The 14317-nt window shown below is 38.8% G+C and carries 21 protein-coding genes; all 21 read right to left on the bottom strand.

The features are described from left to right. Positions 1–109: 109 nt before the first annotated feature. The 21 genes from MHB64_RS30800 to MHB64_RS30900 all read right to left on the bottom strand — a co-directional run bounded on the left by MHB64_RS30800 (position 110) and on the right by MHB64_RS30900 (position 14221). A complete protein-coding gene (locus tag MHB64_RS30800) occupies positions 110–298 on the bottom strand; it encodes a hypothetical protein (protein ID WP_179086907.1) in 189 nt (62 codons plus the stop codon). A 15-nt stretch (positions 299–313) separates the two neighbouring features. Continuing rightward, positions 314–628 (bottom strand): hypothetical protein, encoded by a 315-nt coding sequence (locus tag MHB64_RS30805; protein WP_341136154.1) that lies wholly within the window; start codon positions 626–628, stop codon positions 314–316. 48 nt (positions 629–676) lie between these two features. Next, positions 677–2590, bottom strand: coding sequence for a group II intron reverse transcriptase/maturase (ltrA, locus tag MHB64_RS30810; protein ID WP_076315866.1), 1914 nt, complete (start codon positions 2588–2590; stop codon positions 677–679). A 721-nt stretch (positions 2591–3311) separates the two neighbouring features. Beyond that, complete coding sequence (locus tag MHB64_RS30815) at positions 3312–3539, bottom strand: hypothetical protein (RefSeq protein WP_341136155.1); 228 nt, start codon at positions 3537–3539, stop codon at positions 3312–3314. Further along, entirely contained in the window at positions 3540–4862 is a 1323-nt protein-coding gene (locus tag MHB64_RS30820) for a hypothetical protein (RefSeq protein WP_341136156.1), read from the bottom strand. It abuts the gene before it with no gap. Between the two features lie 50 nt (positions 4863–4912). Beyond that, entirely contained in the window at positions 4913–5605 is a 693-nt protein-coding gene (locus tag MHB64_RS30825) for a hypothetical protein (RefSeq protein ID WP_341136157.1), read from the bottom strand. Further along, entirely contained in the window at positions 5602–5919 is a 318-nt protein-coding gene (locus MHB64_RS30830) for a hypothetical protein (RefSeq protein ID WP_341136158.1), read from the bottom strand. The genes MHB64_RS30825 and MHB64_RS30830 overlap by 4 nt, the downstream gene beginning before the upstream one ends. Continuing rightward, positions 5909–6292, bottom strand: a complete 384-nt coding sequence (locus tag MHB64_RS30835; protein ID WP_341136159.1) for a hypothetical protein — start codon at positions 6290–6292, stop codon at positions 5909–5911. Before MHB64_RS30835 ends, MHB64_RS30830 begins: the two co-directional genes overlap by 11 nt. Before the next feature lie 15 nt (positions 6293–6307). Continuing rightward, on the bottom strand, positions 6308–6643 hold the full coding sequence (locus tag MHB64_RS30840; protein ID WP_341136160.1) for a hypothetical protein: 336 nt from the start codon (positions 6641–6643) through the stop codon (positions 6308–6310). Positions 6644–7293: 650 nt separating this feature from the next. Then, positions 7294–8022, bottom strand: coding sequence for a metal-dependent hydrolase (locus MHB64_RS30845; RefSeq protein ID WP_341136161.1), 729 nt, complete (start codon positions 8020–8022; stop codon positions 7294–7296). 19 nt (positions 8023–8041) lie between these two features. After that, positions 8042–9988 (bottom strand): ATP-dependent DNA helicase, encoded by a 1947-nt coding sequence (locus MHB64_RS30850; protein ID WP_341136162.1) that lies wholly within the window; start codon positions 9986–9988, stop codon positions 8042–8044. A gap of 181 nt (positions 9989–10169) precedes the next feature. Further along, positions 10170–10406: a hypothetical protein gene (locus MHB64_RS30855; protein WP_341136163.1), complete on the bottom strand. Its 237-nt coding sequence runs from the start codon at positions 10404–10406 to the stop codon at positions 10170–10172. Positions 10407–10426: 20 nt separating this feature from the next. Beyond that, complete coding sequence (locus MHB64_RS30860) at positions 10427–10636, bottom strand: hypothetical protein (protein WP_076315857.1); 210 nt, start codon at positions 10634–10636, stop codon at positions 10427–10429. A 580-nt stretch (positions 10637–11216) separates the two neighbouring features. Next, positions 11217–11639, bottom strand: a complete 423-nt coding sequence (locus MHB64_RS30865; RefSeq protein WP_341136164.1) for a hypothetical protein — start codon at positions 11637–11639, stop codon at positions 11217–11219. 154 nt (positions 11640–11793) lie between these two features. After that, positions 11794–11985, bottom strand: a complete 192-nt coding sequence (locus tag MHB64_RS30870) for a hypothetical protein (RefSeq protein ID WP_341136165.1) — start codon at positions 11983–11985, stop codon at positions 11794–11796. A 268-nt stretch (positions 11986–12253) separates the two neighbouring features. Then, on the bottom strand, positions 12254–12565 hold the full coding sequence (locus tag MHB64_RS30875; protein ID WP_341136166.1) for a hypothetical protein: 312 nt from the start codon (positions 12563–12565) through the stop codon (positions 12254–12256). 28 nt (positions 12566–12593) lie between these two features. Next, positions 12594–12722 (bottom strand): hypothetical protein, encoded by a 129-nt coding sequence (locus MHB64_RS30880; RefSeq protein ID WP_341136167.1) that lies wholly within the window; start codon positions 12720–12722, stop codon positions 12594–12596. Positions 12723–12751: 29 nt separating this feature from the next. Further along, positions 12752–13054 (bottom strand): hypothetical protein, encoded by a 303-nt coding sequence (locus MHB64_RS30885; RefSeq protein WP_341136168.1) that lies wholly within the window; start codon positions 13052–13054, stop codon positions 12752–12754. An 18-nt stretch (positions 13055–13072) separates the two neighbouring features. Continuing rightward, a complete protein-coding gene (locus MHB64_RS30890; protein ID WP_341136169.1) occupies positions 13073–13324 on the bottom strand; it encodes a hypothetical protein in 252 nt (83 codons plus the stop codon). Between the two features lie 493 nt (positions 13325–13817). Further along, complete coding sequence (locus tag MHB64_RS30895; protein ID WP_341056392.1) at positions 13818–14015, bottom strand: hypothetical protein; 198 nt, start codon at positions 14013–14015, stop codon at positions 13818–13820. 29 nt (positions 14016–14044) lie between these two features. Further along, positions 14045–14221, bottom strand: a complete 177-nt coding sequence (locus tag MHB64_RS30900; protein WP_341136170.1) for a hypothetical protein — start codon at positions 14219–14221, stop codon at positions 14045–14047. Between the last annotated feature and the right edge of the window lie 96 nt (positions 14222–14317).

Below are 14317 nucleotides of genomic sequence, written 5' to 3' on the forward strand. Positions count from 1 at the left end.
AGGCGGCTGAATCTACGGTTGACGTATGCGAGGATAACGAACCCACATAACCTAAGATTCACCTTCACTCTTTCCCACGATGACGTGAAGGGGGGCGCGTTCTTCCCTCCTAGAGCTTGGGTTCAGGCAATTCAGCTTTAGCCATATAGTTTCGTCTCACTCCAGAAGCACTCAGAATCGACGTGGTTTCAATTCTGCCACTTCTTCTGTTACCATGCGATTGTCCCCCAAGCGGTTTCCCTTTGAGGTAAGGTATGGAGTGGCAAGAGGCCACACTCTTGGCAGGCTTCCCTGTCATTCAGCTAAATGTCTTTTACGGACGCACGTTATCCACTGCTCCAATCAAGACTTTTTGAATATGTTGGTTATACTCATGACGATAATCCGTGAGAGTAAACAACTTCTCCAGAGATTCAACTGATTCAATATATGAATTCGTATAGGACCCAATTTTAAGTCCATAAGTTGAACCGTATCTCTTAGATAAAACATCGGCTTTTTTGAGTCCAATATCTGAAGAGATAAATGGTTGCCGAAGCAATGTGGATAGGTAAACCTTTGATATGATCTCCGGCTTTTCCCCCCACCCAAACCGAACAGGCACCTTTCGATGCATTCGGCTTTCCATCGACGGAATTTGGATTTTAAAATCCTCTAGATGCTCATATTGAGCCTCCTAAATAGGTCCATCAGAACCGAGTCTGATTTTACGAAATTTTATAATTTTGTCCCTTCTGCTTTTCTTGAGAGTCACCTCATCGGGTATTCCATACTCGATATATCGATGATCTTCCGTACACATCCATAAAAGGTTGGACACCTTATTCACTTGATCTAAGGGAAGCTTAGGGTTCTTATGATGACATTCCTTTTCGCCTTTAACGAGTTCACAAGTACAAATCTGGCAAACGTACAATCCTTTGCGAAGGGTCTGATTGAACGCATACTCCCTATTCATGACGAATTCAAAATTGTGAAGCGGGTCTTTGTGAAAGAGACTTCCGTAAAGAGCTTCATCGTTGTATAGGGGTTGTCTAGCTAACGGCAGTCTTTTACCCTCATGAATTCTGAGATATAGGGACCTACCTCTATCGGAATATGGTGTGAGATCTTGACCGTACTGCCTGGCGTATTGAATGGGAGTGATATAGGCTTTAGTGATGCCAATCCACAAACCATTAATCTTCACGGCCCAGGTTTTATCTGTTCGAGTTATAGGTTTCCCCTTAGCATCGGAAAAATGTCTGTTTACCCTATTAGAAAGCATATGAAGTGCTACATAGTGTTCATATAACGACTTTTTATATACTTTCTTGAACTGGAAGTAGACCATAGTACTGACCAAATTATCGATTTTTTTCAAGATTCTCTTTGAAGCGCCCATCTTCCAATATTCAGCAATACCGACTATGCGGGAGTTGAGATTTTCAATTTCAATCGCCCTTAATCTATCGTCGCGTCTGCGAGCAATGTATCTGATCTGTTCACGTAGTGATTGAACTTGCTGTTTTACCCGTTCAGGTTCAGGGTATGTCTTTGCCACCGCGATTTTACTCAGACCGTTAATACCTTTCCTGACTTCGGATTTTATATGAAATCCAAGGAACTTAACCGGTTGTTGTGAAACGTCCGTAATAAGTGTCTTCTCCTCCGACAGTTCAAGTTTTAACCGATGATTGAAGTACTTGATGAGCCATCTATAGAGCCTACTTGCTTCGACTTCTGATGGTGTCTGAATAATCCAATCGTCAGCATATCTGGTAATAAATTTTGGTGAAATACCTTTCTTCCTTAGGACTCTTTGAGCGTTGCTAATTGTGCTGTATTGATCAGAGAAGCTTGGAATATGAAACATCCGCGCTATAGTCCAATCAAAATCATTTAGATAAGCATTAGCGAGTAACGGGGACAGAATGCCTCCTTGAGGAGTACCGGTTGTGGATTCAATGAATATTCCTTTTTCCATGATACCGGATTTGAGCATCTTTTTGATGATCGCAAGGATTCTCTTATCGATGATACCAAGTCGTTCCAATTTTCGTATGAGCAATCTGTGATTAACATTATCGAAAAAGCTTTTAATGTCCCCTTCGATTGCCCACTGAGAATTGCTGTTGACCATTCGTGCCACTCTCGCGATTGCGTGCTCTGTAGAGCGGTAAGGTCGAAACCCGTAAGAGTGATCGTAGAAGCGTGCTTCTAGTATGGGTTCAATAACAATCCGAATACATTCTTGAACTACTCGATCGATAAATGCTGGAATTCCTAGAGGTCTCTTTTTCCCGTTGCGCTTTGGAATGTGAACCCTGCGGACAGGTAAAGGCTTGTAATCATTTAATGCATCCCGAACAAGTAAAATGACCTCTTCATAAGGCATTTGCAGGAAGTGATCAACGTTTTTTCCGTCAACCCCTGCAGTCTTCGCACCAGTGTTACTTTTGATGTTATGGATTGCCGTAATGATAGTTTGATCGTTAGATACCAGTTCAAGAATACCTGTAAATGATTTACCTTTTTTTGAATGTGCAAACAAAAGGTCAAGCGTTTCGCGTAGTTCTTTTTCGGTTTGAATCGTGTTCGGAACCCGCATTGGTATCACCCTCCTTTCGGCTGGCATCCTTGCGTTGGCGATTTACCCATAAAGGGAGTTCGCACGATTCCGATGTTCCTATTACTCCCGCCGACTAGCACCCTTCGCCGTGTATGCGGCTTTCCCGCACTCAGACTACTACGATGCCTCTGTTGCTCAATTAGTTTCATTGCGTGACATCGCTCCGCTAACTGGCAATCCCCCGTGATTTTGTGATTATCCTTTTGTATATCCCTTAGGCGGCAACTTTACCCCGGCGATTCCAGAGACGGTGTGAATCAAGAGTTAACCGTCTACTTCAACTCGGTCTTTATTCCGAGAGATATCTGATCAAAAATTACAAACAGATACAACCGCTTGTCCTCTCCTACATCGGGTATGGGAGAGCGAAGATGACGAGGCTTACGTTACTTCACATATGTTCGCCGTAGGATAAGGAGGCCCGCGCTATACTAGGCACTATTGAAACCCGAAGTGCTTTTCAGCTACGACTTTTAACCCGCTTTATGAAGGTTTGCACTATGTCAATGCTCCCCCATGGGTTAGTTCTCAGCCCGCGCAGTACCAAGGAGGGTGTCACCCCTCCCCATAGGCATTGATTCCTGCGGGATGGGGTATTCACCCATCATTCATCACAAAACTTCGCTTAGACGGAATTCCACCGTCGAGATAGTGTTAACTATCTGCGTGTACGTTACTTGATGGATGACTATGCCATCAATTAGTACAAGCGAGGCGCACAATTTTTGTCTTCAATTGAATCCGGATCTGCTATGAGCAAAAAGGAATTCACATTACTAAAAGCACTCATTATTTTTGTAATTCGCTGAACTGCATATCCGCCAGTCCCTCCGCTACCAACGATCACGATATAATACATCATTCTTGAAATTGAAGGTAGATGATATTGTGATTTCTCTTTTTCATGAAAATCGAATAATCGAATCATTTAAACGACCTCCTGAGAGGTAATCACAACGCGATTTCTCCATTTTTGAGGATATGGTGTATAAGGAATTAGGTTCCACGAATCATCCTGGTTATCGTAGTTACCATCTATCCAGACAGACGAGAGAAGCGGGAGGAATTTACCTGCAACTCCAGCACGCGTCTTGATGTCAAAACGAATAACGCCATCTCCCTTTATCATTCGGCCAATTACACCATATAACATAGTGCCAACCTCATCATTGTCATCAATAGTACTGAAATAAGCTCTCATCGTATTGTGGGAGTGTATTTCAGCAACTCGCATGAGATCTGGTCTAAATTCAGTGTAATTCGGATCAATTGATTCTTTACTTACTTTTTGATGAGGCACATTCACAACATATTTTTTATTTATGCGATCCCAGTAGAAAACTCCCATTACCTCGACTTCTAAATCGGAATAATCCGAGAAGAAAGAGAGTAGCTGTAGCATTAAATGCTCAGGAATCTTCGGGAGGGAAAGCTTAAAGCCTTCTTGGCATTGATCTAAACTATTTCTTTCAGGAAGCTGGGATACGAGCTGCTGGAACCCTTCCCAATTCTGAAGTTCATCGATATTAGATCTGGCAACAAAAATACCAATTGGATTCTCACGAACTTCATAGAATCCATCCTGAGCTGCTAAGATATTGACTATTTCTTTATTTTCAACTAGCTCCTTTGCGGTAGAAAAAAAACCGCGGGAGCCATCAATAAAAAAGGCTCCTTTCGAACCCTTAATAATAATCGGTACGATAATGTTTTGTTTTGCATCCCAGTCCATTTTTGTTCTACCTTTAGAACACTCTGGATGATCTTTCTGTAAGGCTTTTCGTACATCATCCAACGTGGTCACTGATAGTTTATCGAGCGCAATATATTTGGTAATGGGACGGTTTATTCCGGCATAGCAGATAAATGTTGTACTCGTGAACACTGGTTTCTCTTCGGACTTGGCTACAGCAGACTTGATTGCAGTAGATGGTGAATTTCCAGCAAGTTCATTTTCATCTGCTGCATCTTCATTTTCTTGTTCATTATCAGACAAGGCTTCTCTCTCGCTATCATCCAGATTAGCATCATCGCATCCATCCTTAGAGCAAGAGACTGCTACAGATTGTTTACTCGGATCTGAGGCGTTATGCTTGCCATTCAGAATATTCGAGAAACTATTTTTATCACATTCTTTATTATCAGTAGATTTATTTAAATCCTCTGATTTCGTTTCAGCCGGGCTACTGAAGCCACCGCTAAAATAATCAAAGAGACTTGAACCACCATAGTTATCGTTATTAGTTGTCATTTTTATATCCTCCAGATTCGATCATTTTATTTTTATAATCATTGCTTGAACTAGCTAAATTCATTAACCCAATTAAGCAAAGTTCTCCCCGACTTTTTAAGATATTCTTCCGGGAAATCCTTCCCTTTTAACTTTTCTAATAATTCTTTATAGGACAGATTACTATTATTTGCATTATAGTAATAGCACTCAGTATTAGAAGAGTTAAAAAATAGTTCTGGGATCGTTGAAAGCTGTGATAACCGCTTAAGAATAGGACGCTCAGTTGACCCCCAGCAAACAACAAAATTATCTACATTAGAATAAGGAAATTGATAGATCTCTGAATCTTCATTTAGTAGACCGTAGCTTTCAGTGGCGCCAAGAAACACCTTTGAGATAACGTATTCATCTTCGCGATGAAGTAGTTCGAACCCAAAGATAAGTCTAGGAAATGGAACTTCCTCAATTTCTTCCCTGTATAAAAAAACCGATCTTCGATGAGGAGCTACCTCTAGAAAGCAAGTACACTTTGAATTGTCATTATTTACTGAATAATACAAGGTACCACGTGGCAAGATCGGTGTAGCTAAGCCACCTACCTTAGCTGAGTGCGTTAACGCTTTAGCTATCGTTTCAAAGGTATGATATCCTTCGCCTATTTTGATTCCATCTTGATAATCTTCAACGTACGGTAGACTAAAATCAGATATCTTAACAAGTTGTACATTTCCTTTATCTTCTATCTCTAGGGACAAGTTCATGCTACCTCATCAGCCTCTCTATTATTTTTTGCCTTCTTATGTACTTCTGCAGACGAACTAATCAAGACAACCATATCTTGCTCTTGGAGAGAATTCTTACTCACATCTGTCTGGATTGTCGAAGACTGCAATTCCTTATCTATCTTCTGCAGGAGAACACTTCGAAGACGTTGCACCAATGTATTTTTTTTAGAATCTATGAGCTGTTGTACTTCATAACGTATTTCTAACAATTGCTTTAAAAAGTTGTGGTTGTCATCGGAATATCCTAAAAGCTCGATTACCAAGCCATTGGATGAATAACTACCGGTCATTTCTCGATCCCCATACTCTGAGTCGGTACGCAATTAGTTGATTAATGATTTGTACAATCTTCAATTCTTCTTCTGGAGATAGAAGCGACAGCAGTTCCTTCATCAGAGGGAATGGGAGCGTTAGGGTAATGTTTTCACCACCAGAATCTTCGTACTTTTTTTCGTCGATTTCATAACCGCCAAAAATTCGAGTTATACACTCATAAAAGACCGTGAGCTGGGAATCGATATCAGTGTAATAACTACTAAGATAATTAATAGGAACACTACAAATGTCGATACCTGCATCATGAGTCATTTTTAGCATGACCATTGAATCGAATTGCGATTGCAATTGTATTACGTCCTCACTATAAAGATAGCTGCTCTCCATTTTTTACACTCTCCTTTAAAAAAAATTGATATCTTCTGTTTGCTTAATAGGTTCGGTTTTTTTTAAACTCCTAACAGCCTGTCTATTATGTAAATATTGATGGATTACATTATCTTTGTTTGGATTAAACAGAGATTCTGAATCAATATAATCCTGGTCGCAATAACCATATGCTTCGTGCATTGCGGTCATTGCATCCTCTACTGTGAAAGAATTCCAGTCCACAGAATTACTTTCTCCATCAAACCCAGCTTCAATAGCTATAAATACACCAGGTTTAAATCTCGGTGAATTTATAGATGTGCCTGATAGATGCTTTCTGAAGCTATAGAGATCAATACTAATCCCCATTTTTTATCCTCCCTTGTTTTAGGCACAAAAAAAGCCATGGAGACAAAAAAAGCATGCGAAAAATCGCATACTTATAGTCTCCATGGCATGATTTTAGCCTACATTTTTTAGCAAAATAACTATTGCTCTTCTCACTCATTCATCGAATCATTAACGATGAAGAAAATTAAATAAATCGGAATAAATATATTATAGCATACTTGACTATGGTGTAAAGAATGGAGCACTTTTTAAGTGTTATGGGTATGAGGACCATTATGGATTGAAAAATTTTATGTAGTTGAAAAGCTTGTTCGTGGGTTGATAGGAAGGCTGGTAGCAGATGCTAAAACGTACATATTCTCTGGATGTAACCCGAAACAGATAATGAATCTTAATCAAAGAAAACCGCGGAAAGGAGTTGAAGCTCCTTCGCGGTTTTCTTATTAATAAATCGTAGCTAAAGCAGTTCAACAAAATTATAGCATACCCATTAAAGTGAAAAAACCCCATCCCGGTTCGTATGTAAGCGAGTCTATTCCTTTCCTTTTATTTGGTCATAAGATTTTAAAAAGAACCTCTAGCATGGAGTTTTTAGTTGGAAAATATATGTAGACTCAATTACACGCTAGGCGGGAGTACTCTATTAATGATTGCATAGATAATGTATATCAGAATATGAAATGCTCCAAGTTTACTCTGCGAAAGAATACGAACCATACGAGAACGAATGTGAGACCGATACAGAGGTTTTCTATTAATGTGCCTTTCATAGTCCCAGTACTCATCAGGCGTAGCTTCAGACGGAAATCGAACGGTGGTAATGGGCGAATTCCGTGGTTTGTGAGTGCATCAGAGAGTAGATGAATTAGATAAGATAAGCCACCGGCGATCCATAGCGCATGTCCATAGGTATAAGTTGAAAAGTAAAGAAGTGCAGTCCATCCAAGTACACCGTATAAAGAGTGGGTAATCCCACGGTGAGGCACTAGAGCACAGATAATGAGCAGGCAGCCGATGATAGTGCTCCACGGAATATAAGACTGACCAAACAAGATCAGGCAAGCGCCAATCAGGATCATCATGACGTTCCGGAGTGTTCGGGTTGGCATGAAAGATACTAGTGCAGCTAGAATGGCGATGACTGTGTTCCATGGTGCGAGTTCAGCTCCATAAAAATAAACGAATGCAGCAAGTGCGATAAGTACTCCCTGCAGAAGACGAAGCAAGGATGTTGGGAGTGCTCTTGATACTAAAAGTGAATTAGGTTCATCGATATCCGGAAGAAGAGAACTAACCACAGTTACAGCGACTACTGGTACTGTTATTTTATAATCGGCTAACCCTAAGATCGAAATAGTAACTCCGGTACTTATTGCTAAGTGAGCTCTTCCCATCATAAGAATCAACAACCTTTCTTTAGCAAGGTAGTATGTGAATGATATCCTCTAATTTTCTTGAATATTGACACTTTGGGAGACTACGAATGACTCTTCCCCCATATCTCTTGGTTAAGATCCTATTGTCTAGAATGATAAAAGCGCCTTGGCACTTCATGGATCGATTTAAACGCCCAAATCCTTGCTGAAGCTTTACCATCATTTTAGGGAACATATAATCAAAGAAACTGCTGCGCTTGGCTTTTTCAATGACGGCGAGCTGGGCTTGGATTAATGGCTCATTAGGCTGAGGAAAAGGAAGTTTAGCAATTACTACTGTTGTTAATGCATCACCAGGAACATCTACGCCGGTCCAAAAGCTTGCACATCCAAGTACTATTGTTCGTGGATTGGTTTTTAACTGATGAATGATATCCTCTCGATCGCATCCAGGGAATTGAACTAGAAGGTTTAGCGAACGTTCACTGCAGTAATCTTCGAGACTACGAGCAACACGGTTCATACTCTCGAAACTGGTGAATAAGACAAGCATTCGGCCACCGCTATATAGTAATATTTCTTCAATTTTGTGTGGGAGGTATTCGTCATACTCGGGACTACTGGGGTCAGGTGCATCATCGGGGCAAATAATCATTGTTTTCTTCTCATATTCAAATGGGCTGTCTACTATAATGGTTCCATACTCTTTAAGACCGAGTCGGCCAGCATAAAACGTGAATGTTTTTCCCTCTTTAGTACTCGTGGACATGGTAGCGCTCGCCAAGATTACAGGTACCTTGTCGAATAAACCTTTACTTAATATGACTTTTGGGTAAAGAGGAGCGGCATGGAGTATTACATTGCCTCTGCCTTGAATCGTAGCCCAATATGCCCAAGAATTCTTCTCGTTTGAGCTAATGAATTCTAAATCATCATTACCTTCAAAGAGTTTTTCAGTTAAGTCTGATATCCCTCGTACCTTTAAACTTTTGACTTTCTCAATGAAGCTAGTTAGAGTAGCACAGACCTCGGAAATTTCAATCTTTGTTGTCATGAGCTTGAAGGCAAGCAATCCCCCCTGATCATCTCTCATCTTCTTTCCTACTTGAGCGTACACTTCATCAATTTGCTGGTGAAAAGTTTGACGAAGCTGAGCAAGCTCGATTTGATTTCCATGATCGAGTTCCGAAAATGCGCTTCGTTTGAAGATTGCTTCAAATAAAATTTCAAAACGGTTGATATCTACTTTCTTTTCGAAGACATTGCAGCATACATCCTCTATTTCATGTGCTTCGTCAAAAATGACGGCATCATATGCTGGAAGAGTACCATTCCCCGTCTTCATTCTCATTTTTAGATCATTAAAGAAGTAAGCGAAATTTGTAACAATTATATGGGAGGTATACATCTTTCCTTTCAGGTCTTCTAACATGCAGTTGCTTGGTTTAGTAATGGCTGGGCAATTGGAAGCACTAATCTTTTTCCACACAGTGTCTTCAACATCGAATCCTAGAGCCGCACGATCCCCAACCCGTTCTTGTTTTACCATCTTTGAAATCTGACGTACAAGTTTAGCTTCAGAATCATTACTGCGTAACTTTTCTTGCCAGAGTGTTTCTAATTTTGTATTACAGATATAATGATCCTTTCCTTTGACATGTTGGAACTTAAGTGATAACTTCTCCATCTTAAGGATGTTAACTACCCTTGGTAGCTCCACATTAACGATTTGATTCATTAAAGGGATCGTATGCGTACAGACAATAACTGTTTTCTTATTAACGACAGCCCAGCGAGCTGCAGGAGTTAAATATCCAAGTGATTTACCAGTGCCGGTGCCGGCTTCGCAGATTAAATGCTGTGAATTTTCTAAAGATTCGCCAACCTTTTTCGTAATCATTATTTGGGGGGCTCGTGGGGTATATCCATTTACTAGCTTAGACAAATGTCCTTGAGCCCCAAAAGCCCGTTCAATAAAATCCTCCACAGCGAATCCTCCAATTAATATAGTAATAAAATATATATGTAATATATTAATATATTAACAAAAGCGTGAGAAATATCAACGAAAACCATCATAATTATTTAGTAACAATGCTAATTCTTTCAGCACATATGATGTCTCCAGTCGCTGCCTATATTCAAAAAGTTAATGATAATACCATACACTAAACCATGAACACAAACGCCAAAATTCCAAATAAACAACAACCTAAGAAAGACTTCCATCGATCTAAACTATTCCCAAGCTTTATTGATCTAATGAAAGCTACTAAACCGGCCACGATTAGAATTAAATGTTGTGGTTTCTCAGGAAATGAAACTATTCCAAGCATACCCCAGATAGAAATCAATAAATAATAAATTGTAAATGCTTTTGCAGGAATCTTGTTAATAAAAGCCATGGTATCACTCTCCTACTTATTTATTCATCTAAAATTTTGGAAGCATCTGATGCGTAAAAGTATTCATTTTGTCGATCTTTATACTCCTTAGGAATTTCCTTCCCCCAATATTTTGCATACGAATGTAATGTCCTCTTGTTCCCTCCACGTCCAGGTTTCCCAACATAAAATTCGAAATAATTCTTGGGTTTGCTAGTAGGATCAAAAGCTCGTTCAATAAAATCCTCCATAACGAATCCTCCTTAATATTCTAATATAGTATTTAATTGAATTACTAATATACTAAAAAAAATGGAGAGGGAAATCAACCAAAATAACTCAGAATAATCTTGAGTTGAAATTATTAATCTTTTATCACATGTGACGTCTCCAATAACTTTTGGTGGGACGCATAAATTCAGGGAGATGTCCAAATTGTTTTTGGTATCGGAATTCATCCGAAATTGTTCTGAATGAAAAGTATACACCAGTAATTCCCACTACAATGAATAATACAATAGGCAAAATTTCGTTAAGTGCAAGTAATTGATTTAAACTTGGCATTTAAATTCACTCCTATTCTTTTATCATCTAAGACTTTTTGAAACATCTGAAGCAAAAACATCATCTAGTCTGCAATTTTATCGCTGTATATTTCGCATTATTTGCATATCGAAGGTGGAATTCAGCAATTCCATATTCTCTTTTAGAATCTTCCAAACTGGGTTCAACTGCTCTTCCTTCAATAATAAGGCGCTCAATAATTCCTAGCCTATCTTTATAAGCAGCCGTTTCGACTTTCTCAACTTCCTCAATTAGTACAAAATATGTTCACATGAAGAAGGGATTATTAAGTCCATCAGGCGCAAAAAAAATGCTCTCTTTTTTCTCATTACCAGCAATTGAAAACCCGTATCCCCCATCGTTAACCTCAATAATTCTTGAGAACGTACCCACTACTTTTTGTTTCCATTCTTCAATATTTTCAAATACCTTGATCTTTTGTTCTAGCATTTCTAAACCTTCAGATATGTTTTTTGCAGAAACTACTGGTAACCATGATCCTTCGTTATTAAAGTAAGATGCCAGTTCAATTGCTTCAATATCAGCACCTTCTGTGATTTCTCTGATTTGATCCAACTGTTCAGCAAGAGGCGAAGCAATCACCCATAGTTCTGTGCCATACCGAAATCGCCAGCTTTGAATATTCCAACCTTCATTACTTACCAATTTGTCGATTGTATTCAATGTCATTGAAAATCCCACCTTTATTTAATGTATGGAACTAAGCAGAAGCCTAACTTTAATTAAATCTCATTCAATAGACAGGTAAACAAAAGAGAAAATTCTTCTGCTTCTTCTTTAGAATAAATTACATTAAAAGCTCGAACATAAATATCAGTGATGTTTAATTGTGTTTTGATTTTTTTAGTGCAAGATCAATTAAAACAATAATAATCACAAAAGCCTCCAGTGAGATCAGGGATCTTCCAATAAAGGACAACGGAAGAAACCAATTCATCCATACTGAGATAAGAATTAATAGCATTAGTGCAAAAGCAAATATACTAATCCATTTAGTTGCAAATCGATTTAACATTATGAAACACCCTCCCAATGGCTTATTTCGTTTGACGCTAAAGATCTGACTATAAATGGATTACGTACTCTATCAGATATTTGTAGCAATTTTTAATGGTTTTCGCTCATTTCTTTTGAAAAAAACGAAAAGAAGGTTTTTTCACAAGTTAGTTCTAAGTTTTTGAGAGCTGTATTAGCTATATCTTTCTCTTTTTCTAAATATCAATTATCATTATTGAGGTCTGTTATTTCTTCAAACATTTTTATATCCTCAAGGTAAAAATGCCTTAAACTGTCTGCTGTGAATAACTCATCCCTCTCTTAATATCTTGTAATTTCACCAGCCTTTCGTCATCCGGATAATGCTTTTTAAGGTATAGGAGAAATGCATCATTTATTTTTTCATGCAACATTTTAGTGGTTTCAAAAATCAGTTTAGAATTATTAAGGATTTTCAAATTACTTTCCCATTCTCTCAGATCATCAGGCGTGCTCTGATTTAGCACGTCTCTCACTCTAAGTCGTTTTAACTGTTCACGAGCTTCTTTGCTCTGGGGGAATATTATTACGGAATTGAGAATATTACGAATATAACTCATTCAAATCTACCTCCATACAACTTAATATTCATTTTGTTTCGTCCGTTTTGTCGGTAGCATAGTTTCCCCATACTTTTTTTACAGCTATAGATAATACACCTAGAGATCCAAAAACCACTAAAGCACTTGGAGATAAAAACCATTTTATTATATCCATGAATACACTCTCCTTATGAACGGACTTATTCATCGAAGATCATTAAGTAATGTTTTAATAGACACTCCGCTTTCACGAAGCACACTTAAAAATTCTACGGCCTTTATATACATTTCCATGGTTAGCCCTATTTCATTTGACAGGATCTCAAAAGACTTCAATTCCCCATTGGCATCCAGAACATCTTTTATGGTTATCGGAGGGTGCGCAGCGTGCCGCATTTGTGGATCTCCTGGTATCTCGAAAGGATTAAACGTTGTAATTTCGCTTGGGTCAATATCGATAATCCTTCCCCCAAGCTTTTCTACCAAATCATTCATCTTATCATCCATTTGAATACACTCTCCTATTCATTGTGTGTCATCTTCGAAGCTACACACATATTTTTGGTATGAACTAATAAATGCCTGAACATCCGTCTCAGTAATTTTTTCGGATTCCAAGATTTTGACCGCCGTAAAACGTTCGGCTATGTTCTTGATATGTTTTTGGCTCAGGTGCTTTGCATTGGCTCTCTCTTCTTCTGTCATACGCTCCGCGATTTCCAGATCTTTTATAAATTCAAGGCTAGATCCGTATACTCCATCGACTATAACTCCCATCCTACGCAACTCCTCATGCTTCTTTCCTCGCGGCTTCTATGATAACGGATTTCCGCGTACGTCAGTACATCAGTAGGTTGCGGCTTGGGTGAAATGAATTCTCTTACCCGTGGGTACTTGTTTGTTAGATAAGCCAATAGGGTGCCCACAAGCGCAGATCCAGAAACTATGATTACGATGGTTAAAGTCTCCATTCAAGCTCTCTCCCTATTCAAATTTTCATTCCAATACACCGATTTATTCAATATGTGGTCTAAAGATAGACCGGCTCTTCTTCCTTATGGACGATGCGATCATCAATGTTGTTGACCTTCCGTGAGTACCCTTTACCGCACTTAGTACAAGTTCCGTCCATACGGGGAGTATTGTCATATGAAGGGTAGGTATGCACCAAAACGTTGTCACAGCTATCATTAAAACACTTCACGCGAACGGTGATTCTGTAGTAATCGATCTGGCCGGGGAAACCGTACATGTTATACACTCTCCTTATTCAATATGTTTCTTCCAGCTTTGAGGTAACAACCGTGTGATATCCTCTTGCATGTTCGGGCAAATTATCATTTTCAAGTTTATCCATTTCGGCTGCATACTTTAAGGCAATATCTTTTTTTGTGAAGGTTTTTTCTACAGAGCTATATATCTGAAAATGTCTCAAAACAATATGTATTTCATCATTTTCGAGTTCCATGTTGAATCTCTCCTTATGAACTGATTTATTCAATATGATACTTCGCAATTAGTATCTGGGAATTTTTGAATCACTACAATGGAATTATTAAGTTCACTTTTATAATTGTTGATTGCTAAATGAACTACTTCTGGAGCATCCGGATTCTCAGATTGCCAAGTATTCAATTCCGCTATAATTCCCATCATTCCCTTAACTACATCCACTTCGTCACACTCCTTAATAATACGCTGTACAGTTTGCGGCTACTATTATTACACACTGTTCTATTCAATATGATTCATCAACCGTATGAAGCGTTA

The organism is Paenibacillus sp. FSL K6-2859 (assembly GCF_038008265.1).
Lineage (GTDB): Bacteria > Bacillota > Bacilli > Paenibacillales > Paenibacillaceae > Paenibacillus_AQ > Paenibacillus_AQ nitricinens.

Excerpts from the sequence above, each read along its gene's own strand:
- MHB64_RS30865 (WP_341136164.1), bottom strand. The coding sequence starts at position 11,639 with ATGACATTGAATACAATCGACAAATTGGTAAGTAATGAAGGTTGGAAT.
- MHB64_RS30845 (WP_341136161.1), bottom strand. The coding sequence starts at position 8,022 with ATGATGGGAAGAGCTCACTTAGCAATAAGTACCGGAGTTACTATTTCG.
- MHB64_RS30875 (WP_341136166.1), bottom strand. The coding sequence starts at position 12,565 with ATGAGTTATATTCGTAATATTCTCAATTCCGTAATAATATTCCCCCAG.
- MHB64_RS30815 (WP_341136155.1), bottom strand. The coding sequence starts at position 3,539 with ATGATTCGATTATTCGATTTTCATGAAAAAGAGAAATCACAATATCAT.
- MHB64_RS30825 (WP_341136157.1), bottom strand. The coding sequence starts at position 5,605 with ATGAACTTGTCCCTAGAGATAGAAGATAAAGGAAATGTACAACTTGTT.
- MHB64_RS30800 (WP_179086907.1), bottom strand. The coding sequence starts at position 298 with ATGACAGGGAAGCCTGCCAAGAGTGTGGCCTCTTGCCACTCCATACCT.
- MHB64_RS30885 (WP_341136168.1), bottom strand. The coding sequence starts at position 13,054 with ATGGATGATAAGATGAATGATTTGGTAGAAAAGCTTGGGGGAAGGATT.
- MHB64_RS30840 (WP_341136160.1), bottom strand. The coding sequence starts at position 6,643 with ATGGGGATTAGTATTGATCTCTATAGCTTCAGAAAGCATCTATCAGGC.
- MHB64_RS30830 (WP_341136158.1), bottom strand. The coding sequence starts at position 5,919 with ATGACCGGTAGTTATTCATCCAATGGCTTGGTAATCGAGCTTTTAGGA.
- ltrA (WP_076315866.1), bottom strand. The coding sequence starts at position 2,590 with ATGCGGGTTCCGAACACGATTCAAACCGAAAAAGAACTACGCGAAACG.
- MHB64_RS30835 (WP_341136159.1), bottom strand. The coding sequence starts at position 6,292 with ATGGAGAGCAGCTATCTTTATAGTGAGGACGTAATACAATTGCAATCG.
- MHB64_RS30870 (WP_341136165.1), bottom strand. The coding sequence starts at position 11,985 with ATGTTAAATCGATTTGCAACTAAATGGATTAGTATATTTGCTTTTGCA.
- MHB64_RS30855 (WP_341136163.1), bottom strand. The coding sequence starts at position 10,406 with ATGGCTTTTATTAACAAGATTCCTGCAAAAGCATTTACAATTTATTAT.
- MHB64_RS30880 (WP_341136167.1), bottom strand. The coding sequence starts at position 12,722 with ATGGATATAATAAAATGGTTTTTATCTCCAAGTGCTTTAGTGGTTTTT.
- MHB64_RS30805 (WP_341136154.1), bottom strand. The coding sequence starts at position 628 with ATGGAAAGCCGAATGCATCGAAAGGTGCCTGTTCGGTTTGGGTGGGGG.
- MHB64_RS30895 (WP_341056392.1), bottom strand. The coding sequence starts at position 14,015 with ATGGAACTCGAAAATGATGAAATACATATTGTTTTGAGACATTTTCAG.
- MHB64_RS30820 (WP_341136156.1), bottom strand. The coding sequence starts at position 4,862 with ATGACAACTAATAACGATAACTATGGTGGTTCAAGTCTCTTTGATTAT.
- MHB64_RS30860 (WP_076315857.1), bottom strand. The coding sequence starts at position 10,636 with ATGGAGGATTTTATTGAACGAGCTTTTGATCCTACTAGCAAACCCAAG.
- MHB64_RS30890 (WP_341136169.1), bottom strand. The coding sequence starts at position 13,324 with ATGGGAGTTATAGTCGATGGAGTATACGGATCTAGCCTTGAATTTATA.